The organism is Streptomyces sioyaensis (assembly GCF_004122735.1).
GTDB lineage: Bacteria > Actinomycetota > Actinomycetes > Streptomycetales > Streptomycetaceae > Streptomyces > Streptomyces sioyaensis.
This window is the reverse complement of the sequence record NZ_SDIF01000014.1, coordinates 38,798-62,064: the sequence shown is the minus strand read 5'-3', so window position 1 is coordinate 62,064 and position 23,267 is coordinate 38,798. Positions and strand designations below refer to the sequence as shown.

The following is a 23,267-nucleotide window of genomic DNA, read 5'->3' as shown; positions in this document are numbered from 1 at the left end:
CCGTAGCCGCTCACCGAACCGCCCGGCAGCGGGAACGCTGCCGGGCGGTGGTGTGTCTGCTGCGGCGGTCAGGACTGCGCGCGGTTGCAGGCTTCCTCGGCGTGCGACGCCTTGACGCCGAGACGCTCCAAAGGCTGCATGCAAGGCAGGGGCGGGATCGCGCCCCCGATGCCGGTCGCCCAGTCCTCGCAGATCATGAGCACCTTCTTCCCCACGATGTAGCCCTTGCTGCTCAAGTAGGCCGTGCAGTCCGCAGTGCTGGCCTGGGCCGGAGCGGTGACGACGAGCGGGAGCGCGGCTCCCGCCATGAGCACTCCGGTTGCTGCCGCGATGCGACGGATGGATTTGCGCATGGCAACTCTCCCCCTGAAGTGAAAAAATCTTGGTCGGTCGATGGTCAAGTTACCAGCGGGGCACGCCCGTTCGTGGCGCCCGTGAGGCTGTGGCCAGTGTTCTGCCGGCGCTTTCGCTGCGGTGCTGTGGGGCACGCAGAAGGCGCTCGGCGAGCGTTCCTCGTCGAGCGCCTCGGTGCCTCGATGGGCCGCGTGGGCCGGGGCTACTTCTCCTTGCGGACCTCGTTGCGGACCTTCGCCGTCATGTCCGACAACTGCTCGGCGGTGGGCGCCTTCGCGCTCTCCCCGCCGGGCGACGGGGTGGGAATCACGGAGACCGTGCCGATCGCGCTGTTGTCGCCCCAGATGCACATGGAGAAGTTCAGCGACACGTTCATGCCGCCCTGGGCGGCCGAGAGCTTCTGCTCCTTGCACTTCATGACCGCGCCGTCGAAGTCACTCGGTGAGTAGTCGGTCGGTCCGGAGACCGTCTCGATCTTGAGGCCCTGGTTTCCCGAGTTCTTCTTCTGGTCCTCTTCCAGCTTGGCGAACGCCTGGTCCACGGCCGACTCGGGGTCGGCGACCTTGCCGTAGACGCCCCCCACATTGAGCTGGAGCTTGCCGACGTTGGCGTACTTGCCGCTGACGGCCTTGCTCTCGGTGATCCCCATCGCCTTGGCGTCCTTGTCGTTCGAGACGTCCTTGACGACACCGGCGGGGGAACCGAGCGCCTTGCTGTACTCCCCGTTCAGCAGCTTGTCCGGGAGGGAGATCGTGTAGGGGGCCACGTCGCCGCCCGAGCCGAAGACGAAGTACGCGCCGATGCCGATGGCCGCGACGACCGCGACCGCGCCGGCGATCAGGCCGATCTTCTTGCCGTTGCCGCCGGACTCCGGGGCGCCCTGCGGGATCATGCCGTAGGGGGTCTGCTGGCCGCCGTACGGAGCCTGCTGGCCGTAGCCGGGCTGGGCGGGCTGCTGGGGGTAGCCGTAACCCTGCTGAGGGGCTTGCGGGGCCTGCGGGGGGTAGCCGTAGCCCTGCTGCCCGGGCACCTGGCCGCCCTGCTGCGGGTAGCCGTAGCCCGGCTGCGGGGCCGGCGGCTGCTGCGGCTGGCCGTACGGGCCCGGCTGCGGGGGCTGCTGGCCGTACGGGCCGGGAGGCGGCTGGTTGAAGCTCATGGAGCGGTTCCCCTCGTGACAACTGAAGACAGTTGAGTGCTGCGTGTGAAGTTCTGATGTTTATGCGCTGCCGACATCCTGTACGACGCCGCTGACAGCCGTGGCGCCGGGGGCGAAACCGATTCGAAGCCGCGACATCCGCGCCCGTACACTGTCCGTCGTGACCGAGAACACTCAGCAGAGCAACCACAGCGCCCCCGAACTGCCGACTCAGTACACGCCGGCCGAGGTAGAGGGGCCGCTGTACGAGCGCTGGGTAGAGCGGGGCTACTTCGAGGCGGACGAGAAGAGCGACAAGCCGCCGTACACGATCGTCATTCCGCCGCCGAACGTCACCGGTTCCCTGCACCTGGGGCACGCCTTCGAGCACACGCTGATCGACGCGCTCACCCGCCGCAAGCGCATGCAGGGCTACGAGACGCTCTGGCAGCCGGGCATGGACCACGCCGGTATCGCCACCCAGAACGTCGTCGAGCGCGAACTCGCCAAGGAGGGCGTCTCCCGGCACGACCTGGGCCGTGAGGCGTTCGTCGAGCGGGTCTGGCAGTGGAAGAGCGAGTCCGGCGGCCAGATCTCCGGGCAGATGCGCCGGCTCGGCGACGGCGTCGCCTGGTCGCGGGAGCGCTTCACCATGGACGAGGGCCTGACCAAGGCCGTCCAGACGATCTTCAAGCGGCTCTACGACGACGAGCTGATCTACCGCGCCGAGCGCATCATCAACTGGTGCCCGCGCTGTCTGACCGCGATCTCGGACATCGAGGTCGAGTACCAGGACGACGACGGCGAGCTCGTCTCCATCCGGTACGGCGAGGGCGACGACTCCATCGTCGTGGCGACGACCCGCGCCGAGACGATGCTCGGCGACACCGCGGTCGCGGTCCACCCGCAGGACGAGCGCTACGCCCATCTCGTCGGCACCGAGATCGAGTTGCCGCTGACCGGCCGCCGGATCCCGGTCGTCGCCGACGAGCACGTCGACCCGGAGTTCGGCACCGGCGCGGTCAAGGTCACCCCGGCCCACGACCCCAACGACTTCGAGATCGGCCGCCGGCACGACCTGCCCAACCTCGCCGTCCTCGACGAGCGCGGCGTCATCACGGCACACGGACCCTTCCAGGGCCTGGACCGCTTCGAGGCCCGTTCCGCGATCGTCGGTGCGCTGCGCGCCGACGGCCGGATCGTCGCCGAGAAGCGCCCGTACACCCACTCCGTCGGGCACTGCTCGCGCTGCAAGACCACCATCGAGCCGCGGCTGTCGATGCAGTGGTGGGTCAAGGTCGGCCCGCTGGCGAAGGCCGCGGGGGACGCGGTCCGCGACGGCAAGGTCGCGATCCACCCCAAGGAGATGGAGTCCCGCTACTTCGGCTGGGTCGACAACCTCCACGACTGGTGCATCTCACGGCAGTTGTGGTGGGGCCACCGGATCCCCGTCTGGTACGGCCCGAACGGTGAGGTCGTCTGCGTCGGCCCGGACGACGAGGCACCCACCGGCGAGGGCTGGACCCAGGACACCGACGTCCTGGACACCTGGTTCTCCTCCGGCCTGTGGCCGTTCTCCACCCTCGGCTGGCCCGAACAGACCCCGAGCGTCGAGAAGTTCTATCCGAACTCCGTCCTGGTCACCGGCTACGACATCCTCTTCTTCTGGGTCGCCCGGATGATGATGTTCGGGCTGTACGCGATGGACGGCACCCCGCCGTTCCACACCATCGCGCTGCACGGCATGGTCCGTGACCAGTTCGGCAAGAAGATGTCCAAGTCCTTCGGGAACGCGGTCAATCCGCTGGACTGGATGGATGCCTACGGCTCGGACGCCGTCCGGTTCACGCTGGCGCGCGGGGCGAACCCGGGCGTCGACGTCCCGATCGGCGAGGACTGGGTCCAGGGCTCGCGCAACTTCGCCAACAAGATCTGGAACGCCACCCGCTTCGCGCTGATGAACGGTGCGACGGTCGAGGGCGAACTCCCGCCCGCCGAGCAGCTGTCGGCGACCGACCGGTGGATCCTCTCCCGGCTGAACTCGGTCGTCGCCGAGGTCGACGCGTACTACGACGACTACCAGTTCGCGAAGCTGTCGGACACCCTCTTCCACTTCGCGTGGGACGAGGTCTTCGACTGGTACGTCGAGCTGTCCAAGACCACGTTCCAGGCGGGCGGACCGGCCGCCGAGGCCTCGCGCCGGGTGCTGGGCGAGGTGCTGGACGTCACGCTGCGGCTGCTGCACCCGATCGTGCCGTTCGTCACCGAGACCCTGTGGACGACGCTGACCGGCGGCGAGTCGGTCGTCATCGCCGACTGGCCGAAGGACTCCGGCTTCCGGGACGCGGCCGCCGAGCGGGAGATCGAGACGGTGCAGCAGGTCGTCACCGAGGTCCGGCGCTTCCGCTCCGACCAGGGGCTGCAGCCCGGCCAGAAGGTCCCGGCGCGGCTGGAGCTGTCCGGTACGGCGCTGGCCGCGCACGAGGCCGCGATGCGCTCGCTGCTGCGGCTGCAGCCGGCGGGTGACGGCTTCAGCGCGACCGCCTCGCTGCCGGTCGCGGGCGCCACGGTGGCCCTGGACCTCTCCGGCGCCATCGACATCGAGGCGGAGCGCAAGCGGCTGACGAAGGACCTGGCGGCGGCGGAGAAGGAGAAGGCGCAGGCCACCGGCAAGCTCGGCAACGAGGCGTTCCTCGCCAAGGCCCCGGACAAGGTCGTGGAGAAGATCCGCGGCCGGCTGGAGGCCGCGGAGGCGGACATCGTCCGGATCACGGCGCAGCTGGCGGCCCTGCCCACGGCGTAGCCGCCGGTCCCGTGGGCGGCCCGGGATCCGGGCGGCCCTCCTGGGGACCGCGGTGCGCAGGCCCCTCGTCCGTACGGGCGGGGGGCCTGCGCCGTCGCCGGCCCCGCCGCCCGCGTTCCCGTACCGGCCAGAGCAGGACGTACGCCGTCGAGACGGCCACGAACGCCAGCCGGATCAAGCCCCGGGCGGCGTCGTCGGGCACCGCGAAGACGCTGCCGTAGAGGACGAGCAGGCCCAGCCAGCTCCACCAGGGCACCAGCCGGCGCTGGCCGATCACGTCCCAGAGCAGGGTGCCGAGCAGCACGGACGCCGTGTAGTACGTGTAGACGCTCGGGTCGAGGACGATCCGGGCATTGGCCCCCAGCAGCACCACCGCCGCCCAGCGGCCGCGCCAGACGGCGAGGGCGCCCAGCACGAGCCCCAGGGCGGCCTGGGCGGGGCGGTCCCAGCCGGGGGTCTTCGGGTCGCCGACGCCCAGCCAGCGCAGGGCGGACGCCGGCTGGTTGGGGATGGCGAACTGCGCCGCGGCGAAGGACTGCGAGTCGCCCACGAAGAACGGCAGCCAGGCGACGGCCACCAGGCCCGCGCACCACAGGCCGGCCCGCAGCCACTTCTCGCGCGGCAGGGCGAGCAGCAGCGGGAGGAAGGCGAGGGCGGTGGGCTTGGAATCCATCGCCAGGGCCAGGCAGACGCCGGTGAGGGCGGCGTCGCCGCGGGTGACGGCGCGGACCGCGAGGGCGGTGAAGAACAGCGCAAGGACGTCGTCGAGATGCCCGAAGCGGACCGCGACCTCGATCCACATGGGGATGAAGGCCAGCCCGGCGATCAGCACGCGCTGCCGCAGCCGCTGGTGGTTGGTGCCGGTGCCCAGGAAGTGGTAGGCGGCGCTGCGGCCGGCCAGCACCAGGATGACCAGGCCGAGCAGCGACATCAGGGCCGCGGCGAGAAACTGCCCGGTGGCCTCGGGGAACGGGTTGAACAGGCCGGCCGTCAGAAAACTGAGCGGACCCATCTGGAGTTCGGGGTGGTGCGCGTAGAGATTGAGCCCGCCGGTGCCGTTGCCGGAGGGGTCCTGGTAGATCAGTTGGCCGCCGGCGCGCAGATAGTGCCAGGAGAATCCGCCGTGCGGCTCCACGAGGACGAACCACAGCACGGTCCAGGCGGTGAGCAGGATCAAATGCATCCGCTGACTGATTGCCGGCACTCCTCTTCAGCTCCTGCCTTCCCGGTCCGCTGCCGTGTTGATCATCCGGGGCTGCCCACAACCCGCCGTGGAAGAGGGCGAAACTCGGCGGAGCGTTGTCCCGTCGGGCGCGCGACGGCCGTTCTCATCGGGCTCTCATGAAGCCGAGGCACGGTGTACCGGAATGCCGGAATACCGACGTTCCGGCCGCATCGCACGTCCCGTACGGAGGAGCCGCGCCCCATGAACAAACCCCTGCGACGGGCCGCGGTCTTCTGTCTGGCGCTGATCCTCGCGCTGATGGGCTGGGCCACCTGGATTCAGGGCGCGAAGGCCAGCGACTACAAGGAGGACCCGCACAATCCGCGGGTGGCGATCGGCAAGTACTCCGCGCCGCTGGGCAACATCCTCGTCGGCGGGGAGCCGGTCACCGGCTCCGCCGCCACGTCCTCGACGCTCAAGTACAAGCGGACCTACAAGGACGGCCCGCTGTATGCGCCGGTGACCGGGTTCAGCTCGCAGATCTACGGCAGCAACCAGCTGGAGAGCCTCTACGGCGACCTCCTCGACGGCTCCGACAGCCGGCTGCAGAGCCCTGCCGACGCGCTGACCCGTAACCGGGCCAAGGGCGGCGACGTGGCCACCACCATCGATCCGAAGGTGCAGCAGGCCGGCTACCGGGCGCTGGGCGGCAAGAAGGGCGCGGCCGTCGCCATGGACCCGGCCACCGGGCGGATCCTCGGCATGGTCAGCACGCCGTCGTACGACCCCGGGAAGTTCTCCGGGTCGTCGGCCGCCGACCAGAAGGCGTGGCAGCAGATGTCCGCCGACCCGGACGACCCCCAGGTCAACCGGGCGCTGCGGCAGCCGCTGCCGCCGGGCTCCACCTTCAAGCTGGTGGTCGCCGCGGCCGCGCTGGAGAACGGCCTGTACTCCTCGGTGGACGAGCCCACCGACAGCCCCGACCCGTACACCCTCCCGCACACCCGCACCAAGCTCCCCAACGAGAACGCCTCCGCGCCCTGCAAGAACGCGAACATCCGCACCGCGCTCCAGTACTCCTGCAACACCGTCTTCGCGAAGATGGCCGTCGACCTGGGCAAGGACAAGGTGAAGGCGCAGGCCGAGAAGCTCGGCTTCAACGACGGCAAGGTCGACACCCCGGTACGGGCCGCCAAGAGCGTCTACCCCGGTGACATGGACGAGGCGCAGACCGCGCTGTCCGGGATCGGCCAGTTCGACGACCAGGCCACCCCGCTCCAGATGGCGATGGTCACCGCGGCGATCCAGAACGGCGGCGACCTGAAGACCCCGCAGCTGGTCGACAAGCTGACCGACGGCGGCGGCAACACCGTCCAGGAGAACGGGCCGAAGACGTACCGCAAGGCCATGTCGGGGCGTACCGCCGAGCAGCTGCGGTCGGCGATGCAGACGGTCGTGGACAAGGGCACGGCGTCCGGCGCGAAGATCGACGGACGGACCGTCGGCGCCAAGACCGGTACCGCCCAGCACGGCGTCGACAACAGCGGTACGCCCTACGCCTGGTTCGTCTCGTACGCCGAGGACGGTAAGGGGCACCAGGTGGCGGTGGCCGTGATGGTCGAGGACGGGCACGCCGCCCGCAATGAGGTCTCCGGCAACGGCCTGGCGGCCCCGATCGCACGGGCCATGATGAAGGCGGCGCTGCCGTAGGCGGGGGGTGGCGCCGGCGTACGCCCGCGGGTCCGGGCCCCGGCCGGGCCGGCCGGCACCAGGGGTAACTGCTCGGTATCGGCACAGGCAGCACAGCGCACCGCTGTCAGAGGGGCCTCGTAGACTGGTCGGCGTGAGCGAGCGCCCCGAAAACGACGACCCCGACCCGAACGACGCCTTCGACGAACTGGTCGAGGCGGAGACCGACCGTGACCCCGATCTCGCGGTGATCGAGGCCGGCAGCCGGACCTTGCGTGCCCAGGCCGGGCCGCCGCAGGGGGACGGGATCCCGGCCCGGCCGGCCGACCCCGAGGTCGACCGTGCGCTGCGCGCCGTCGAGGAGGAGCTGGCCGGCCGCTGGGGCGAGACCAAGCTCGACCCCTCGGTGCAGCGCATCGAGGCGCTGCTGGACATCCTCGGTTCGCCCCAGCGGGCATACCCGTCCATCCACATCACCGGCACCAACGGCAAGACCAGCACCGCCCGGATGATCGAGGCCCTGCTGTCCGCCTTCGATCTGCGCACCGGCCGCTACACCAGCCCGCACGTCCAGTCGATCACCGAGCGGATCAGCCTGGACGCCGCGCCGATCTCCGCCGAGCGCTTCATCGAGACCTACCGCGACATCGCCCCGTATGTGGAGATGGTCGACGGCCAGCAGGAGTACCGCCTGTCGTTCTTCGAGGTGCTGACGGCGATGGCGTACGCCGCCTTCGCGGACACCCCCGTGGACATCGCGGTCGTCGAGGTCGGCATGGGCGGCACCTGGGACGCGACCAACGTGATCGACGGCGATGTCGCCGTCATCACCCCGATCGCGCTGGACCACACCGACCGCCTGGGGGAGACGCCCGAGCAGATCGCCGGCGAGAAGTCCGGGATCATCAAGAAGGACGCCACGGTCGTGCTGGCCCAGCAGCCGGTGGACGCGGCGTCGGTGATGCTCAAGCGCGCGGTCGAGGTGGACGCCACGGTCGCCCGGGAGGGCATGGAGTTCGGGGTCACCTCGCGTGAGGTCGCGGTCGGCGGTCAGATGCTGACCCTGCGCGGGCTGGGCGGCGAGTATCCGGAGATCTTCCTTCCGCTGTACGGCGCCCACCAGGCGCACAACGCCGCGGTGGCGCTCGCCGCGGTCGAGGCGTTCTTCGGCGTCGGCTCGGAGCACGCCCGCACCCTCGACATCGACACCATCCGCTCCGCGTTCGCCGCCGTGACCTCGCCGGGCCGGATGGAGGTCGTGCGGCGCAGCCCCACGGTCGTGCTGGACGCGGCGCACAATCCGGCCGGTGCGCGGGCGGCCGCCGAGGCGGTCACCGAGGCCTTCGGGTTCAGCCGGCTGGTGGGCGTCGTCGGCGCCAGTTCGGACAAGGACGTACGGGGCTTCCTGGAGGCGTTCGAGCCGATCTTCGCCGAGATCGTGGTGACGCGTAATTCCAGCCATCGTGCGATGGATCCGGACGAGCTGGCGGCCGTGGCGGTCGAGGTCTTCGGCGCCGAGCGGGTCCAGGTCGAGCCGCGGCTCGACGACGCGCTGGAGGCGGCGATCACCCTCGCCGAGGAGGAGGGCGAGTTCTCCGGCGCGGGTGTGCTGGTGACCGGCTCGGTGATCACGGTCGGCGAGGCCCGGCTGCTGATGGGAAGGGGCTGACCATGCGCACGCTGTGTGCCAGCACCCTCATCGGTGAATTCTTCGTGATCGGTTTCGCCGGGCTGGTGGCGATGCAGATGTCCGCCCTCCCGACGGCCACGATCTGGACGGTCAGCGGGATCGCGATGCTGCTGAGTGTCCTGCTGTGCGGGATGCTGACCCGTCCGGGTGGTGTCCAGCTCGGCTGGCTGCTGCAGTTCGCCCTGATCGCCAGCGGCTTCGTGGTCCCGACGATGTTCTTTCTCGGCGCGGTCTTCGCGGCCCTGTGGTGGGCGTCGGTCCACTTCGGTCGCAAGATCGACGAGGCGAAGGCCCGTTGGGCGGCCGAGGCGCCGACGGCGGGCTGACCCTCCGGCGCTGCGGCGAGGTCACGTCCACACGGGCGTGATCCGCTGCCGCACGGCCGTGATCCCCCGCGCGGCCTGCCGGGTGGGCGGGTGAAGGCCGGTGGCAGCGCCCCTGTAGCCTCAGTGCACCCGCTGACCATTGTTCATATCCAGGGAGTCCCTCCGTGAGCCAGCGCACCCTCGTCCTCCTCAAGCCCGACGCCGTCCAGCGCGGTCTGATCGGCGAGATTCTCGGCCGGATCGAGCGGAAGGCCGGCTGGACGATCAGCGCGCTGGAGATGCGGACCCTCGACCGGGCCCTCCTCGAACAGCACTACGCCGAGCACGTCGGCCGCCCGTTCTACGAGCCGCTGGTCGCGTTCATGTCCTCCGGCCCGGTGGTCTCGCTGGTCGTCGAGGGCGAGCGGGTGATCGAGGGCGTGCGGGCGCTGGCCGGTCCGACTGACCCGATTGCCGCGCCGAGTGGGTCCATTCGTGGGGACTTCGGAACGATCACCCGGGAGAATCTGATCCATGCCTCGGATTCCGAAGAGTCCGCCGAGCGCGAGATCAAGATTTTCTTCCCCGGGATTTCCTGACGTATCGTCAGCTGTACACCCCTCGTGACCAGGGGCGACCGAGAAAATCATCGGTCGCCCTTTGGTGTATACGACACGATCGGGGGAACGCATCACCGCGACACGACGTCACCATTGAGGGGGCCGGGTACGTGTACGGCTGACAATGGCGGAACAGCCTCCCGACGTGTTCGAGTGGGCGCACTACGAACTACCATGGAGGCTTCCGCGCCTCGCAGCGCATCACCTCCTGCCGACCTCCAGTAAGCATTCGCTCCAGTTGGGAAGGCCAGACGTATCCTCATGGGGAACAACATGTCGTTCATCGGCCGTGACATGGCTGTCGACCTCGGGACCGCCAACACGCTGGTGTACGTCAGGGGCCGCGGAATCGTTCTCAACGAGCCGTCGGTCGTGGCCATCAACACCAACACCGGCGGCATTCTCGCGGTGGGTGCTGAGGCGAAGAAGATGATCGGGCGTACGCCCGGCAACATCGTCGCCGTACGGCCCCTGAAAGACGGCGTGATCGCCGATTTCGAGATCACCGAGCGGATGCTCCGCTACTTCATCCTCAAGATCCACAAGCGGCGCTATCTGGCCCGCCCGCGGGTCGTGGTGTGTGTGCCCTCCGGCATCACCGGAGTCGAGCGCCGTGCGGTCATCGAGGCCTCGACCCAGGCCGGCGCGCGCCAGGTGCACATCATCGAGGAGCCGATGGCCGCCGCGATCGGATCCGGTCTTCCGGTCCACGAGGCCACCGGCAACATGGTCGTGGACATCGGCGGCGGTACGACCGAGGTCGCGGTCATCTCGCTCGGCGGCATCGTCACTGCCCAGTCCATCCGGGTGGCCGGCGATGAGCTCGACAACGCGATCATCCAGCACATCAAGAAGGAGTACAGCCTTCTGCTGGGCGAGCGCACCGCCGAGAGCATCAAGATCACCATCGGTTCGGCGTACGACCTCGAACAGGACGAGCACACCGAGATCCGCGGCCGTGACCTGGTCTCCGGCCTCCCGAAGACCGTCGTGATCTCGGCCGCCGAGGTCCGCAAGGCCATCGAGGAGCCGGTCAACTCCATCGTCGACGCGGTCAAGACGACCCTCGACAAGTGCCCGCCGGAGCTGTCCGGTGACGTCATGGACCGCGGCATCGTGCTCACCGGAGGCGGCGCCCTGCTCCGCGGCCTCGACGAGCGGCTGCGCCGCGAGACCGGTATGCCCATCCACATCGCCGAGGACCCGCTCGACTCCGTCGCGCTGGGCTCCGGCAAGTGCGTCGAGGAGTTCGAGGCGCTCCAGCAGGTCCTCGACTCCCAGCCGCGCAGGTAACGACCACCCGACCCGACCCGCGGCCGTCCCGGCGTCCGCGGCGGCCGGGCCGTACGGCGACAGCGGCCGATCCGTCCGCCGGATCGCTGATATACAGGCACACATCCCGACAGACACGGCGCCTGACGCTTCACCATCCGGCACCGTCACATCAGGCACAACGCTCAACTCCCGAACGAGACCGGCGGGGCCCGCAGCCGGCCGGTCCTACGAGGAAGGACACGGCCGCCGCACGTGAGGGACACACGAGAGAGCCGGCTGCTGCTGGTGCTGCTGGTCGCGATCGCGTTCGCGCTGATCACGGTCGATATCCGCGGCGGCGAACAGTCCCCGCTCGATGGTGCCCGGCACGCCGCCGCCTCCGCCTTCGGGCCGGTCGAAAACGGTGTTGCCCGCGCCGTCGACCCGGTCGGCAACGCCGTCGGCGCCGTACGGGACTCCGGGCGGCGGCACGACCGGATCAGCACGCTGGAGCACGAGAACGAGGCGCTGAAGGCCAAGCTCGGCTCCTCCGACCGCAACCGCAGCCGCGCCGCCGAGCTCGACAAGATCCTCAAGACCGCGGGCACCGGTCAGTACGCCATCAAGGGCGCCCAGGTCATCGCCATCGGCTCGGCCCAGGGCTTCTCCTGGACCATCACCATCGACGCCGGCAGCCGCGACGGCATCGCCCGCGACATGACCGTGCTCAACGGCGACGGCCTGGTCGGCCGGGTCACCACCGTCGGCCCCAGCACCTCCACCGTGCTGCTGGCCGCCGACCCCGACTTCACCGTCGGCACCCGCATGGAGAAGACCAACGAGATCGGCTTCGCCAACGGGCAGGGCGTCCGCTCGCTGCGGGTGCAGCTCCTCAACGGCCGGGCCAACATCAAGAAGGGCGACCGGCTGGTCACCTTCGGGTCCAGCAAGGACAAGCCGTTCGTGCCCGGCGTCCCGGTCGGCAAGGTCGTCCGGGTCGAGCCGTTCAACGGCGATCTGACCCGCACCCTCCAGGTCCGGCCGTACGTCGCCTTCTCCCAGCTCGACATCGTCGGCGTCGTGGTCCAGCCGCCCCGCGAGGACCCGCGCGACACCGTGCTGCCGCCCCGGCCCGCCAAGCCCAAGCCGACGCCGACGGTCACCGTCACGGCCTCCCCCTCCGCGAGCGCTTCTCCCAGGAGCTGACCGATGCGCATCAACCGGATCCTGCTCTCGGCCCCGCTGGTGGTCGTCGCCCTCGTCATCCAGGTCACCATCCTGGCCCGGCTCCAACTGCCCGGCGCGGTACCGGACCTGCTGCTGCTCGTCGTGGTCGGCCTGGCGCTGATCTACGGCCACGTCGGCGGCGCGCTCGTCGGCTTCTTCGCCGGGCTGCTGGCCGACCTCGCCCCGCCGTCCGACCACGCCATCGGCCGCTATGCGCTGGTGCTCTGCGTCATCGGCTACGCCGCGGGCCTGACCAGACCGGACTCCGGCCGGCACCGCTCGGCGACGCTGCCGCTGCTCGTCGTCATCGGGGCGGCCATCGGCTCGACGCTGATGTACGCCGGCGTCGGCGCGCTGGTCGGCGACACCGCCGCCCGGCACGTCGGCATCGTCGGTCTGCTGCTCAGCGCCACCCTCTACGACCTGCTGCTGGCCCCCTTCACCGTCCCGCTGGTGATGGCGCTGGCGCGCCGCACGGACAGCGATCTGCTGGCCGGTGACGGCTCCGGCAGTCCGGGCGGCTCCGCCGGCGACCTCGGGTACGGCTGGCTCACCACCGGCACCGGCCTCAAGGCCAGCCGCGGCGCCATGAAGTCCCTGCGCGCCGGGGCCCGCATCGGCAGCCAGCGCGGCAGTCTGCTCGGCAAGTCCGCCCGCGACAAGGTGGGCCGCATCAAGGGGGTCAAGCGACTGTGACGCCCTCCCGTCTCCTTCCGACCACCACCTCTCATGGAGGCGCCGCGCGCCATGAGTAATCTCCCGGAAACCCGGACCTCCCGGGTCACCGTCCGGCTCATCGCGATCCAGATCCTGGTCTTCTCCCTGCTGGTCACCCTCGGCGGCCGGCTCTGGTATCTGCAGATCCGCAATGGCCAGGAGTACGCCGACGAGGCCAAGAGCAACCACGTCCAGCAGGTCGTCGAGCCCGCCACCCGCGGCTCCATCCTCGACGCCCGCGGCGTGCCGCTGGCCGACAACCAGACCCGTCTGGTGGTCTCCGCGAGCCGCACCGACCTGCTGAAGATGAAGGACGACGGGAAGGCTGTGCTCGGCCGGCTCGCCAGGGTGCTCGGGATGTCCGAGAAGGAGATCCGCAACAAGGTCCGGCTCTGCGACTCCAAGACGCCGCAGCCCTGCTGGAACGGCTCGCCCTACCAGCCGATCCCGATCACCGACGAGGCCACCACCCAGCAGGCGCTCCAGATCCGGGAGCGCTCCGAGGACTTCCCCGGCATCAGCGCCGAGCCCACCGCCGTCCGCCGCTACGCCGCCCCCGGCAACGCCAACACCGCGCAGGTGCTGGGCTATCTCTCGCCGGTCACCGACGCCGAGATCAACAAGGCCAAGGACACCCGCTCGCCGCTGCTGCGCTCCGACCAGATCGGCCGGTCCGGTCTGGAGCGCACGTACGACAGCGCGCTGCGCGGCAAGGCCGCCGTCACCCGCTACGAGGTCGACAACCTCGGCCGGGTCATCGGCCAGGCCAACAGCGAGAAGGGCCGGGCCGGGGCCAGCGTCGTCACCAGCGTCGACGCCCGTGTGCAGGCCATAGCGGAAAAGCAGCTGGACCAGGCCATGAAGGACGCCCGCAAGAACTTCGACAAGAACACCGGCACCAACTACAAGGCCGACTCGGGTGCCGTGGTCGTCATGGAGGCGAAGACCGGCCGGGTGGTGGCGATGGCCTCCAACCCCAGCTATGACCCCAACGCCTGGGTCGGCGGGATCTCCGGCAAGGACTACGCCCACCTCACCGGCAAGGACTCCAACTACCCGCTGCTGAACCGCGCGATCCAGGGACAGGCCGCCCCCGGCTCGATCTTCAAGGTCATCTCGACCTCGGCCGCGGTCAACGCGGGCTACGACTTCAACGGCCACTACCCCTGCACCAGCTCGTACAGCATCGGCGGCCAGGTCTTCAAGAACTTCGAGGGCGAGGGCCACGGCGACATCAGCCTGGGCCGGGCGCTGGAGGTCTCCTGCGACACCGTCTTCTACCGGCTCTCGCACGAGGAGTGGAAGAAGGACGGCGGCGACAAGCCCAAGAAGGACCCCAACGACTGGTTCTACAAGACCGCCCACCAGTTCGGCCTCGGCAAGGAGACCGGGATCGACCTCCCCAACGAGGTCAGGGGCCGGGTCCCGGACCGCAAGTGGAAGAACGCGTTCTGGCGGGCCAACAAGGCCGGCTGGTGCGAGCAGGCCAAGGCCTGGCCGAAGAAGAAGGACTTCGGCACCAAGCTCGCCCGTGAGGGCTGCCTGGAGGGCATGAAGCTGCACGCCTACGACTCGATCAACTACGCCATCGGCCAGGGCGACACCCTCGTCACCCCGATCCAGATGGCGACCATCTACGGCGCGATCGCCAACGGCGGCACGCTCTACGACCCGACCGTCGGCAAGGCCATCGTCAGCCCCGACGGCAAGCACATCCAGCGGATCCAGCCGCACGCGCACGGCAAGCTGCCGGTGTCGAAGAAGACCCTCGGGCAGATGGACGGCGCCCTCGCCGGCGTCGCCACCCGGGGTACCGCCGCCTGGCGGTTCGGCGGCTGGCCGCAGGACAAGATCCCGATGCACGCCAAGACCGGTACGGCCGAGGTCTACGGCAAGCAGACCACCTCGTGGTTCGCGACGTACACCAAGGACTACACGATCGTCATGACCATCTCCCAGGGTGGTACGGGTTCCGGCGCCTCCGGCCCCGCCGTGCGCAACATCTACAACGCGCTCTACGGGGTCGACGAGAAGGGCGGGATCGACCCGAAGGCCGCCCTGCTCCCGAGGCCGGAGGCCAGGCTGCCCAAGATCGAGGGTGATGGCTCCATCGAGGCCCAGCCCATCAAGCCGTACGCCCCGCCGTCGCCGTCGCCGTCCGCATCGGAGAGCCCACGATGACGACCAGCCACACCTCCCGGGCGTTCTCGATCCGGCGCTACACCCCCGAGCTCGGCACCTGGGGCAAGCTGACGGCGCGTGACTCGGTGGTGCGCAAGCTGGACTGGATGCTGCTGCTGTCCTGTCTGGCGCTGTCGCTCATGGGCTCGGTGCTGGTCTTCTCCGCCACCCGCAACCGCACCGCGCTCAACCACGACGACGAGTACTTCTTCTTCCTGCACCATCTCCTCAACACCGGCATCGGCCTGGCGCTGGCCGCCGGCACGATCTGGCTCGGCCACCGCACCCTGCGCGGCGCGATCCCGATCCTGTACGCCCTGTCGGTCGTGCTGGCGCTGCTGGTGCTGACCCCGCTGGGCGCGACCATCAACGGCTCGCGCTCCTGGCTGGCGATCCCCGGCGGATTCTCGCTCCAGCCCGCCGAGTTCGCGAAGATCACCATCACCCTCGGCATGGCGATGATCCTGGCCTCCCGGGTCGACGCGGGCGACCGCCCGCACCCCGACCACCGCACCGTCGTCCAGGCCCTCGGCCTGGCCGCCGTGCCGGTCGCCGTCATCCTGCTGATGCCCGACCTCGGTTCGGTCATGGTGCTCGGCGCCGTCATCCTCGGCGTCCTGCTCGCCTCGGGCGCTTCCAACCGCTGGATCCTGGGGCTGGTCGGCACGGGCGTGGTCGGCTGCGTGGCCATCTGGCAGCTCGGTCTGCTCGACGACTACCAGATCGCCCGCTTCGCCGCGTTCGCCAACCCGAGCCTCGACCCGGCCGGTGTCGGCTACAACACCAACCAGGCCCGGATCGCGATCGGCGGCGGCGGGCTGACCGGCTCCGGCCTGTTCCACGGCAGCCAGACCACCGGCCAGTTCGTCCCCGAGCAGCAGACGGACTTCATCTTCACCGTCGCCGGTGAGGAACTCGGCTTCCTGGGCGCGGGCCTGATCATCGTCCTGCTCGGCATCGTGCTGTGGCGCGCCTGCCGGATCGCCCGCGAGTCCACCGAGCTCTACGGCACCATCGCCGCCGCCGGCATCATCGCGTGGTTCGCCTTCCAGTCCTTCGAGAACATCGGCATGACGCTCGGCATCATGCCCGTCACCGGCCTCCCGCTGCCGTTCGTCTCCTACGGCGGCACCTCCATGTTCGCGGTCTGGATCGCGATAGGGCTGTTGCAGTCGATCCGCGTCCAGCGGCCGCTGTCGGCCTCCCGCTGAGCGCCGTCACGGCCCGAGATACAGCTCGAACCACAGCGCGGTGGCCCGCGGCCCCTCGCACGGCGTCGTCCCCCAGGCGTCGGCGAGGTGGCCGGCCAGCAGCAGCCCGTGATCGGCTCCCTGCTCACCCTCCGGCGGGGCCGGCCGCGGAATGCGCACCGGCGCCGTGTCATGGACGCTGATCCGCAGGCCGTGCCCGGCGGTCAGGATCCGCAGCAGGATGTCCGCGGACCGCGGCGTGTGCAGATGGCAGCGGGTCACCGCCTCCGAGGTGAGCAGCACCGCGGTGTCGAGGAGCGGGCCGAGGCGGGTGGGGCGCAGCACCGCGCGGACGAAGTCGCGGGCGGTCTTCGGGGCGGTCGGTTCGCTCGGTGTGGTCAGGAGATACGGGCGGGCGCCCGCCGAGACGTGGAGGGGTGCCCGGGTGACGGGGGCGGCTTGGGGGTGCACGGGTGTCTCCCTCCCCGAAGGGGTCGAGTGCGCGGCCGGTGCCACTCTGCGTGGCCGATTCGTCACACACCGTAAGTCACCGTCCGCGGTGCGTGCTACCCGCCCGAGCGGATACCGGCCACCGGGCGGCGGCTTCGGCGCTCCGATGGGTGGTCCCGGGCGGGGCGGGATGACTACATTCGAGGCATGGCGGACACCGTGCGGGAGATCGAGCGGAAGTACGAGGCCGACCAGTCCACGCGGCTGCCCGACCTGGCCGGGGTCGACGCAATTGTCACCGTGGCGGAGGCGGGCACCGAGGACCTGGACGCCGTCTACTACGACACCGCCGGCCTGTGCCTGGCCGCGGAGGGCATCACCCTGCGCAGGCGCACCGGCGGCAGGGACGCGGGGTGGCATCTGAAGCTGCCGGTCGCGCCCGGCGTGCGGGACGAAGTGCGAGCCCCGCTGTCCGACACCCCGCCCCCGGAACTCACCGCGCTCCTGCGCTCCCGGCTGCTGGACCGCGAGCTGGTCCCCGTCGTACGGCTGCGCACCCACCGCACCGTCCAGGTGCTGCGGGACGCCCAGGGCGCGCCGCTCGCCGAGATCGCGGTGGACGCGGTGCGCGCGCGGCGGGCCGCGGCGGGGCCCCGGAAGGCGAAATCGGCGCCGGCCAAGGCCCGGTGGCACGAGATCGAGGTCGAGCTCGCCGGTGACGGCGCCCCCGGGCTGCTGGACGCGGTCGGCCGGAAGCTGACCGCGGCGGGGGTGCGCCCCGCCTCGGCCGCCTCGAAGCTGGCGCGGGCGCTGGCCGAGACGGGCCTGCGGCGCGAGGCGCCGGCAGGGCACGGTCACGGGCCGGACGGACGCCCCGCCGAGGGCACCACCAACGGCTCCGGCAAGGGATCCCGTAAGGGCTCCGGGAAGCGCGGCGACACCGCCGGCGACGTCGTCCTGCGCTATGCCCGCGAGCAGGTCCGGACGATCATCGAGCTGGACCCGGCGGTACGCCGCGATCTGCCCGACTCGGTCCACCAGATGAGGGTCGCCACCCGCCGGCTGCGCAGCGCCTTCCGCTCGTACACCAAGGTGCTCGACCGCGGCGTCACCCTGCCCATCGGCATCGAACTCAAGTGGCTGGCGGCGGAGTTGGGCGTGGAGCGCGACCGGGAGGTACTCACCGAGCGGCTGCGGGCCGGGCTCGCCGGGGTGCCCCGGGAGCTGCGGCTCGGCCCCGTGGACGCCCGGCTGCGCATCTGGTCCGAGCGGCGCCGGGCCGGCGCGCGCGGACACCTGCTGGCCGTATTGGACGGGCCCCGCTACCTCTCCCTGCTGAAGACGCTGCACGCGTTCCTGGAGGCACCGCCGCTGCGCCCGGCCGCCGCCCGCCCGGCGCCCGCCGTGGTCGCCCAGGCCGTGCTGAAGGACTACCGGCGGCTGGCCGGCCGCATGGAGGCCGCGCTGGCCGCCCCGGCCGGACAGGAGCGGGACGAGGCGCTGCACGGCGCCCGCAAGGCGGCCAAGCGGGCCCGGTACGCGGCCGAGGCGGCCCGCCCCGCGCTCGGCCGCCCGGCGAAGAAGTTCGCCCGGCGCGTCAAGCGGGTGCAGCAGCTGCTCGGCGACCACCAGGACAGCGTCGTGGCCCGCGCCGCACTGCGCGAGCTGGCGACCCAGGCTCAGCAGGCCGGCGAGGGCGGCTTCACCTTCGGCCTGCTCCACGGGCGCGAGGAGGCCCTGGCGGCGGACCGGGAACGGGCGCTGCCGGACGTGTGGCGGAAGGCCTCGCGCCGTAAGCACCGGGCCGCGCTCCGGCCGTGACCTGTGCTCCCCGCCACCGCGGGGGTGTCCGGTCGCCGTGCTGGGGGGTGGCTCCGAGCGGTTACGCTTGAGAGTCGCCCCTGCCAGCTCACGAAGGTTCCAGATGTCTGCCGAGTCGGTCTTCCCACAGCTAGAGGCCCTGCTCCCGCATGTGCAGAAGCCCATTCAGTATGTCGGCGGTGAGCTGAACTCCACCGTCAAGGACTGGGACTCCTGCGACGTCCGCTGGTCGCTCATGTACCCGGACGCGTACGAGGTCGGTCTGCCCAACCAGGGCGTCATGATCCTCTACGAGGTCCTCAACGAGCGCGAGGGCGTGCTGGCCGAGCGCACCTACAGCGTGTGGCCGGACCTCGAAGCGCTGATGCGTGAGCACCACGTCCCGCAGTTCACGGTCGACGCGCACCGCCCCGTCGGCGCCTTCGACGTCCTGGGTGTCTCCTTCTCGACCGAGCTGGGTTACACCAACCTCCTCACGGCGCTGGACCTGGCGGGCATCCCGATGGAGGCCAAGGACCGCACGGAGGACCACCCGATCGTCCTCGCCGGCGGCCACGCGGCCTTCAACCCGGAACCGATCGCGGACTTCCTGGACTGCGCGGTCGTGGGCGACGGCGAGCAGGCGGTGCTGGAGATCACCGAGATCATCCGCGCCTGGAAGCAGGAGGACCGCCCCGGCGGGCGCGACGAGCTGCTGCTCCGCCTCGCCAAGACCGGCAGCGTCTACGTCCCCAAGTTCTACGACGTCGAGTACCTGGCCGACGGGCGGATCTCCCGCGTCGTGCCGAACCGCTCCGGCGTGCCGTGGCGGGTGTCCAAGCACACCGTCATGGACCTGGACGAGTGGCCCTACCCCAAGCAGCCGCTCGTCCCCCTGGCCGAGACCGTTCATGAGCGGATGTCGGTCGAGATCTTCCGTGGCTGCACCCGCGGCTGCCGTTTCTGCCAGGCCGGCATGATCACGCGCCCCGTACGGGAGCGAAGCATCACCGGCATCGGCGAGATGGTGGACAAGGGCCTGAAGGCCACGGGATTCGAGGAGGTCGGCCTGTTGTCGCTGTCCTCCGCGGACCACACCGAGATCGGCGACATCGCGAAGGGCCTCGCCGACCGGTACGAGGAAGACAAGATCGGCCTGTCGCTGCCGTCGACCCGGGTCGACGCCTTCAACGTCGATCTTGCCAACGAGCTGACGCGCAACGGCCGTCGCTCGGGCCTGACCTTCGCGCCCGAGGGCGGCTCGGAGCGGATGCGCAAGGTCATCAACAAGATGGTCTCCGAAGAGGACCTGATCCGGACCGTCTCCACCGCCTACGGCAACGGCTGGCGGCAGGTGAAGCTGTACTTCATGTGCGGTCTGCCGACCGAGACCGACGAGGACGTCCTGCAGATCGGCGACATGGCGGTCAACGTCATCGCCGAGGGCCGCAAGGTCTCCGGGCAGAACGACATCCGCTGCACGGTCTCCATCGGCGGCTTCGTCCCCAAGCCGCACACCCCGTTCCAGTGGGCGCCGCAGCTGTCGGCGGAGGAGACCGACGCCCGTCTCGAAAAGCTCCGCGACAAGATCCGCGGTGACAAGAAGTACGGCCGCTCCATCGGCTTCCGCTACCACGACGGCAAGCCCGGCATCGTCGAGGGCCTGCTCTCGCGCGGCGACCGCCGCGTCGGCTCGGTCATCCGCGCCGTCTACGAGGGCGGCGGCCGCTTCGACGGCTGGCGCGAGCACTTCTCCTACGACCGCTGGATGAAGGCCGCGGAGGAGACGCTGCCCGCGTTCGGCGTGGACGTCGCCTGGTACACCACCCGCGAGCGCGAGTACGAGGAGGTCCTGCCCTGGGACCACCTGGACTCCGGTCTCGACAAGGACTGGCTCTGGGAGGACTGGCAGGACGCCCTCGACGAGACCGAGGTCGAGGACTGCCGCTGGACCCCGTGCTTCGACTGCGGCGTGTGCCCGCAGCTGGACCTCGACATCCAGATCGGCCCCACCGGCAAGAAGCTGCTGCCGCTGACCGTCGTCAAGTAGCCCCTGCCGTACGCCTCTTCGGCCCGGCCCGCGCACCCCGCGTGGCCGGGCCGTCGCGTGCTCGGGCACCATGAGCCGATGGCAGAACCGCAGCTCATCGCCCCCACCGTCGATGTCCACGCCTCCTTCCTCGCCGCGATGGAGGAATTCCGCGCCGATGGCGCGGAGGCCGTACCGCACTCCAACCTGGCCGGTGAGCTGCGGACTTGGGCCGCCCGCTGGCGCAGTGCCGAGGGGTTCGCCGCGTACGTGGAGCTGACCGGCGGGGTCGCGAGGGACGAGCGCGAGGACGGCGTGGTCGCGAAGTCCACCCGGTGGTGGGTGGCGGACGGCAGCTACCTCGGCCGGGTCACCTTCCGGCACGGCCTCACCCCCTCGCTCCTCGATTACGGCGGCCACATCGGCTACGCCGTACGTCCCGGTGCCCGTCGCCGCGGTCATGCCACCGCGATGCTGCGCGCCGCGCTGCCGGTCGCCCATCACGAACTGGGCATCGACCCGGTGCTGGTCACCTGCGACGACACCAACATCGGCTCACGTAAGGTCATCGAGGCCTGCGGCGGGGTCTTCGAGGACCAGCGGGCGGAGAAGCTGCGCTACTGGATCCACGCGGCCGCCACCGCCGCCGGGCAGGAGTCGCACCGGCGCGGCTGAACGCGCCGAAGCACAAGGGGGAGAGGCGGATGGAGCCCACCGGCAGCGAACGGGGGCCGGCCCGGTACGAGCCGGGCGAAGGCTGTGTGACCACGGTGGTCCGGGTGCCGGTGCGGATCGTGGTGCTGGTGCTCGTGGTGCCGGTGCGGCTGGTGTGGGACGTGCTGACCGCAGCGGCCAGGGCCGTCCACCGGTCCGCGCTGTGTCCGCTCGGCCGCGGCCTGGCCCGGCTCTGGCACACCCTGGTCGTGCGTCCGCTGGCCTGGGTCTGGCACACCCTCGTCGTCGCCCCGCTCCGGTGGCTCTGGCACACCCTCGTCGTCGCGCCGGCGGCCTGGCTGTGGCGGTGGGTGCTGGCGCCGGCCGGCCGGGGGATCGGCGCGGTCGTGGGGTGGCTGGTGCGGTATCTGGTCGTGGTGCCCGCCCGGTGGCTCGGCACCTACGTGCTGGCGCCGCTCGGGCGCGGTCTCGCCTGGCTGGCGCGGAGCCTCGGCGCGGTGCTCGGCGCGCTCGTCCGGTGGAGCGTGGTCGTGCCGGCGGCCGCCCTGTGGCGGTATGTGCTGGGACCGGCCGGGCGGGCGCTGGCCGCCGTGGTGACGGTGCTCGCCCGGGAAATCGGGGCGGCGCTGAGGCACTGCTGGCGGGCCGCCGGGATCGTGTCCCGGGCCCTCGGCCGGTTCCTGGCCGCGGTGCTGCGGTGGACCCTCGTCGAACCGGTCCGCTGGGTGTACCGCACGGTGCTCACGCCGGTCGGGCAGGTGATCCGGGACGGCCTGTGGCGGCCGGTGCGGCAGGCGCTGCGGGCCGCGCGCGAGACCGTGCGGCAGACCCGCCGGGAGATCCGGCGGGCCCTGTTCGGGGCGCCCCGGGAGCCGCGGCCGGCGAGGGCCGTGGTGCCCCGGCGGGAACCAGGGGGTTCCGGGGCACGTACTCTAGGTGAGACGTCCGGGCGCGACGTGTCCACCCCCGCGCGGGGGTGATCCGGGCCGGGCGACGCTGGACGGCGTCCTCCGGGCCGTCCCCGTACAGACGGGGGTGGCGTCCAGCAGCGCCCTCACACAAGGAGAAGTAACACTGGGCAAGCGACAGCCCGAAGGCCCGCCGCCCGCACCGGCGGTGCAGCGCATCCGACTGCGCTACACCAAGCGCGGCCGCCTCCGGTTCACCAGCCACCGCGACTTCCAGCGCGCTTTCGAGCGGGCGCTGCGCCGCGCCGAGGTCCCCATGGCCTATTCGGCGGGCTTCACCCCGCACCCCAAGGTGTCGTACGCCAACGCCGCCCCGACCGGCACGGGCAGTGAGGCCGAGTACCTGGAGATCCAGCTCGCCGAGCGCCGCGATCCGGACACGCTTCGCGAGCTGCTCGACACCTCGCTTCCGGACGGGCTCGATGTGATCGACGCCGTCGAGGCGCACACCTCCGGCCTGGCCGACCGGCTGGAGGCCTCGGTGTGGGAGATCCGGCTCGACGGGGTCGCCGCCGAGGAGGCCGGGCGCGCCGTCGAGGCGTTCCTCGCCGCCGAAGAGGTGCAGGTCGAGCGCCGTACCAAGAACGGCATGCGGACCTTCGACGCACGGGCCGCGGTGACGCGGCTGGAGGCCGCCGGTTCTGTGGACGATAGGCCCGACGGCAAAGCCTGTGCGATACTGCGGCTGGTTGTTCGGCATCTGACACCTGCCGTGCGACCCGACGACGTCCTGTCCGGCCTCCGAGCTACGGCCGACCTGGCGCCGCCGGTCCCCGCTGCGGTGACCAGGCTGGCGCAGGGGCTGCTCGATGAGGAGACCGGCGCGGTGACTGACCCGCTAGCGCCCGACCGCGACGCTGCCACGGCCGCCCCATCCACGGCCGCCGGGCTGAGTGCCGCGAAGGCGACGAGTGGGGTCTCCCCGGCAGCCGGGGAAGGTACTGCGTAGGACCGCCGTCGTTGCGTCGCCGATCAGCCAGGGAGCCACCCCGGTCCGGCAGACGCACTGACCAGG

The 23,267-nt window shown here is 70.9% G+C and carries 19 protein-coding genes; 15 read left to right on the top strand and 4 right to left on the bottom strand.

The window, feature by feature from the left end; translation table 11 throughout:
* Positions 1 to 68 precede the first annotated feature (68 nt).
* Entirely contained in the window at positions 69 to 353 is a 285-nt protein-coding gene (locus EST54_RS07655) for a hypothetical protein (protein WP_129246359.1), read from the bottom strand.
* 203 nt (positions 354 to 556) lie between these two features.
* A complete protein-coding gene (locus EST54_RS07650) occupies positions 557 to 1,510 on the bottom strand; it encodes a hypothetical protein (protein WP_129246357.1) in 954 nt (317 codons plus the stop codon).
* Between the two features lie 160 nt (positions 1,511 to 1,670).
* Here EST54_RS07650 and EST54_RS07645 point away from each other — a divergent pair, with 160 nt between their 5' ends.
* Positions 1,671 to 4,292 carry a valine--tRNA ligase gene (locus tag EST54_RS07645; RefSeq protein WP_129246355.1) on the top strand — a complete coding sequence of 874 codons (2,622 nt, stop codon included), beginning with the start codon at positions 1,671 to 1,673 and terminating at the stop codon, positions 4,290 to 4,292.
* On the opposite strand, the gene EST54_RS07640 is transcribed toward EST54_RS07645, so the two are convergent.
* Positions 4,258 to 5,475, bottom strand: coding sequence for a hypothetical protein (locus tag EST54_RS07640; RefSeq protein ID WP_129246427.1), 1,218 nt, complete (start codon positions 5,473 to 5,475; stop codon positions 4,258 to 4,260). The two genes, EST54_RS07645 and EST54_RS07640, sit on opposite strands and share 35 nt — an antisense overlap.
* Before the next feature lie 243 nt (positions 5,476 to 5,718).
* On the opposite strand from EST54_RS07640, the gene EST54_RS07635 reads away from it, so the two are divergent.
* From EST54_RS07635 to rodA, 9 genes are all read left to right on the top strand, one after another.
* Positions 5,719 to 7,167, top strand: coding sequence for a peptidoglycan D,D-transpeptidase FtsI family protein (locus EST54_RS07635; protein ID WP_129246353.1), 1,449 nt, complete (start codon positions 5,719 to 5,721; stop codon positions 7,165 to 7,167).
* 133 nt (positions 7,168 to 7,300) lie between these two features.
* Positions 7,301 to 8,815 (top strand): bifunctional tetrahydrofolate synthase/dihydrofolate synthase, encoded by a 1,515-nt coding sequence (gene folC / locus EST54_RS07630; protein WP_129246351.1) that lies wholly within the window; start codon positions 7,301 to 7,303, stop codon positions 8,813 to 8,815.
* A 2-nt stretch (positions 8,816 to 8,817) separates the two neighbouring features.
* A complete protein-coding gene (locus EST54_RS07625) occupies positions 8,818 to 9,162 on the top strand; it encodes a DUF4233 domain-containing protein (RefSeq protein WP_129246349.1) in 345 nt (114 codons plus the stop codon).
* Between the two features lie 164 nt (positions 9,163 to 9,326).
* A complete protein-coding gene (gene ndk, locus EST54_RS07620; protein ID WP_129246347.1) occupies positions 9,327 to 9,740 on the top strand; it encodes a nucleoside-diphosphate kinase in 414 nt (137 codons plus the stop codon).
* 294 nt (positions 9,741 to 10,034) lie between these two features.
* A complete protein-coding gene (locus tag EST54_RS07615) occupies positions 10,035 to 11,054 on the top strand; it encodes a rod shape-determining protein (protein ID WP_003985182.1) in 1,020 nt (339 codons plus the stop codon).
* A 234-nt stretch (positions 11,055 to 11,288) separates the two neighbouring features.
* Positions 11,289 to 12,221 (top strand): rod shape-determining protein MreC, encoded by a 933-nt coding sequence (gene mreC / locus EST54_RS07610; RefSeq protein ID WP_129246345.1) that lies wholly within the window; start codon positions 11,289 to 11,291, stop codon positions 12,219 to 12,221.
* Positions 12,222 to 12,224: 3 nt separating this feature from the next.
* A complete protein-coding gene (gene mreD, locus EST54_RS07605) occupies positions 12,225 to 12,938 on the top strand; it encodes a rod shape-determining protein MreD (RefSeq protein WP_129246343.1) in 714 nt (237 codons plus the stop codon).
* 51 nt (positions 12,939 to 12,989) lie between these two features.
* Positions 12,990 to 15,140, top strand: a complete 2,151-nt coding sequence (gene mrdA / locus EST54_RS07600; protein ID WP_129246341.1) for a penicillin-binding protein 2 — start codon at positions 12,990 to 12,992, stop codon at positions 15,138 to 15,140.
* Positions 15,137 to 16,351: a rod shape-determining protein RodA gene (gene rodA, locus EST54_RS07595; protein ID WP_129246339.1), complete on the top strand. Its 1,215-nt coding sequence runs from the start codon at positions 15,137 to 15,139 to the stop codon at positions 16,349 to 16,351. The genes mrdA and rodA overlap by 4 nt, the downstream gene beginning before the upstream one ends.
* Before the next feature lie 6 nt (positions 16,352 to 16,357).
* Here rodA and EST54_RS07590 read toward each other — a convergent pair whose 3' ends face one another.
* Positions 16,358 to 16,801 carry an ATP-binding protein gene (locus EST54_RS07590; protein ID WP_129246337.1) on the bottom strand — a complete coding sequence of 148 codons (444 nt, stop codon included), beginning with the start codon at positions 16,799 to 16,801 and terminating at the stop codon, positions 16,358 to 16,360.
* A 186-nt stretch (positions 16,802 to 16,987) separates the two neighbouring features.
* On the opposite strand from EST54_RS07590, the gene EST54_RS07585 reads away from it, so the two are divergent.
* The 5 genes from EST54_RS07585 to EST54_RS07565 all read left to right on the top strand — a co-directional run bounded on the left by EST54_RS07585 (position 16,988) and on the right by EST54_RS07565 (position 23,201).
* Complete coding sequence (locus EST54_RS07585) at positions 16,988 to 18,601, top strand: CYTH and CHAD domain-containing protein (protein WP_129246336.1); 1,614 nt, start codon at positions 16,988 to 16,990, stop codon at positions 18,599 to 18,601.
* 103 nt (positions 18,602 to 18,704) lie between these two features.
* Positions 18,705 to 20,630, top strand: coding sequence for a TIGR03960 family B12-binding radical SAM protein (locus EST54_RS07580; protein ID WP_129246334.1), 1,926 nt, complete (start codon positions 18,705 to 18,707; stop codon positions 20,628 to 20,630).
* A gap of 78 nt (positions 20,631 to 20,708) precedes the next feature.
* A complete protein-coding gene (locus EST54_RS07575) occupies positions 20,709 to 21,284 on the top strand; it encodes a GNAT family N-acetyltransferase (protein WP_129246332.1) in 576 nt (191 codons plus the stop codon).
* A 29-nt stretch (positions 21,285 to 21,313) separates the two neighbouring features.
* The gene (locus EST54_RS07570) at positions 21,314 to 22,264 is read left to right on the top strand and encodes a hypothetical protein (protein WP_129246330.1); all 951 of its coding nucleotides are present in this window, start codon (positions 21,314 to 21,316) and stop codon (positions 22,262 to 22,264) included.
* A gap of 136 nt (positions 22,265 to 22,400) precedes the next feature.
* Positions 22,401 to 23,201, top strand: coding sequence for a TIGR03936 family radical SAM-associated protein (locus tag EST54_RS07565; RefSeq protein ID WP_129246328.1), 801 nt, complete (start codon positions 22,401 to 22,403; stop codon positions 23,199 to 23,201).
* Positions 23,202 to 23,267: the final 66 nt, after the last annotated feature.

Coding starts and splice junctions, on each gene's coding strand:
- EST54_RS07655 (WP_129246359.1), bottom strand. CDS start 353: ATGCGCAAATCCATCCGTCGCATCGCGGCAGCAACCGGAGTGCTCATG.
- EST54_RS07650 (WP_129246357.1), bottom strand. CDS start 1,510: ATGAGCTTCAACCAGCCGCCTCCCGGCCCGTACGGCCAGCAGCCCCCG.
- EST54_RS07640 (WP_129246427.1), bottom strand. CDS start 5,475: ATGCATTTGATCCTGCTCACCGCCTGGACCGTGCTGTGGTTCGTCCTC.
- EST54_RS07635 (WP_129246353.1), top strand. CDS start 5,719: ATGAACAAACCCCTGCGACGGGCCGCGGTCTTCTGTCTGGCGCTGATC.
- EST54_RS07625 (WP_129246349.1), top strand. CDS start 8,818: ATGCGCACGCTGTGTGCCAGCACCCTCATCGGTGAATTCTTCGTGATC.
- EST54_RS07615 (WP_003985182.1), top strand. CDS start 10,035: ATGTCGTTCATCGGCCGTGACATGGCTGTCGACCTCGGGACCGCCAAC.
- mreD (WP_129246343.1), top strand. CDS start 12,225: ATGCGCATCAACCGGATCCTGCTCTCGGCCCCGCTGGTGGTCGTCGCC.
- mrdA (WP_129246341.1), top strand. CDS start 12,990: ATGAGTAATCTCCCGGAAACCCGGACCTCCCGGGTCACCGTCCGGCTC.
- rodA (WP_129246339.1), top strand. CDS start 15,137: ATGACGACCAGCCACACCTCCCGGGCGTTCTCGATCCGGCGCTACACC.
- EST54_RS07585 (WP_129246336.1), top strand. CDS start 16,988: ATGGCGGACACCGTGCGGGAGATCGAGCGGAAGTACGAGGCCGACCAG.
- EST54_RS07580 (WP_129246334.1), top strand. CDS start 18,705: ATGTCTGCCGAGTCGGTCTTCCCACAGCTAGAGGCCCTGCTCCCGCAT.
- EST54_RS07575 (WP_129246332.1), top strand. CDS start 20,709: ATGGCAGAACCGCAGCTCATCGCCCCCACCGTCGATGTCCACGCCTCC.
- EST54_RS07570 (WP_129246330.1), top strand. CDS start 21,314: ATGGAGCCCACCGGCAGCGAACGGGGGCCGGCCCGGTACGAGCCGGGC.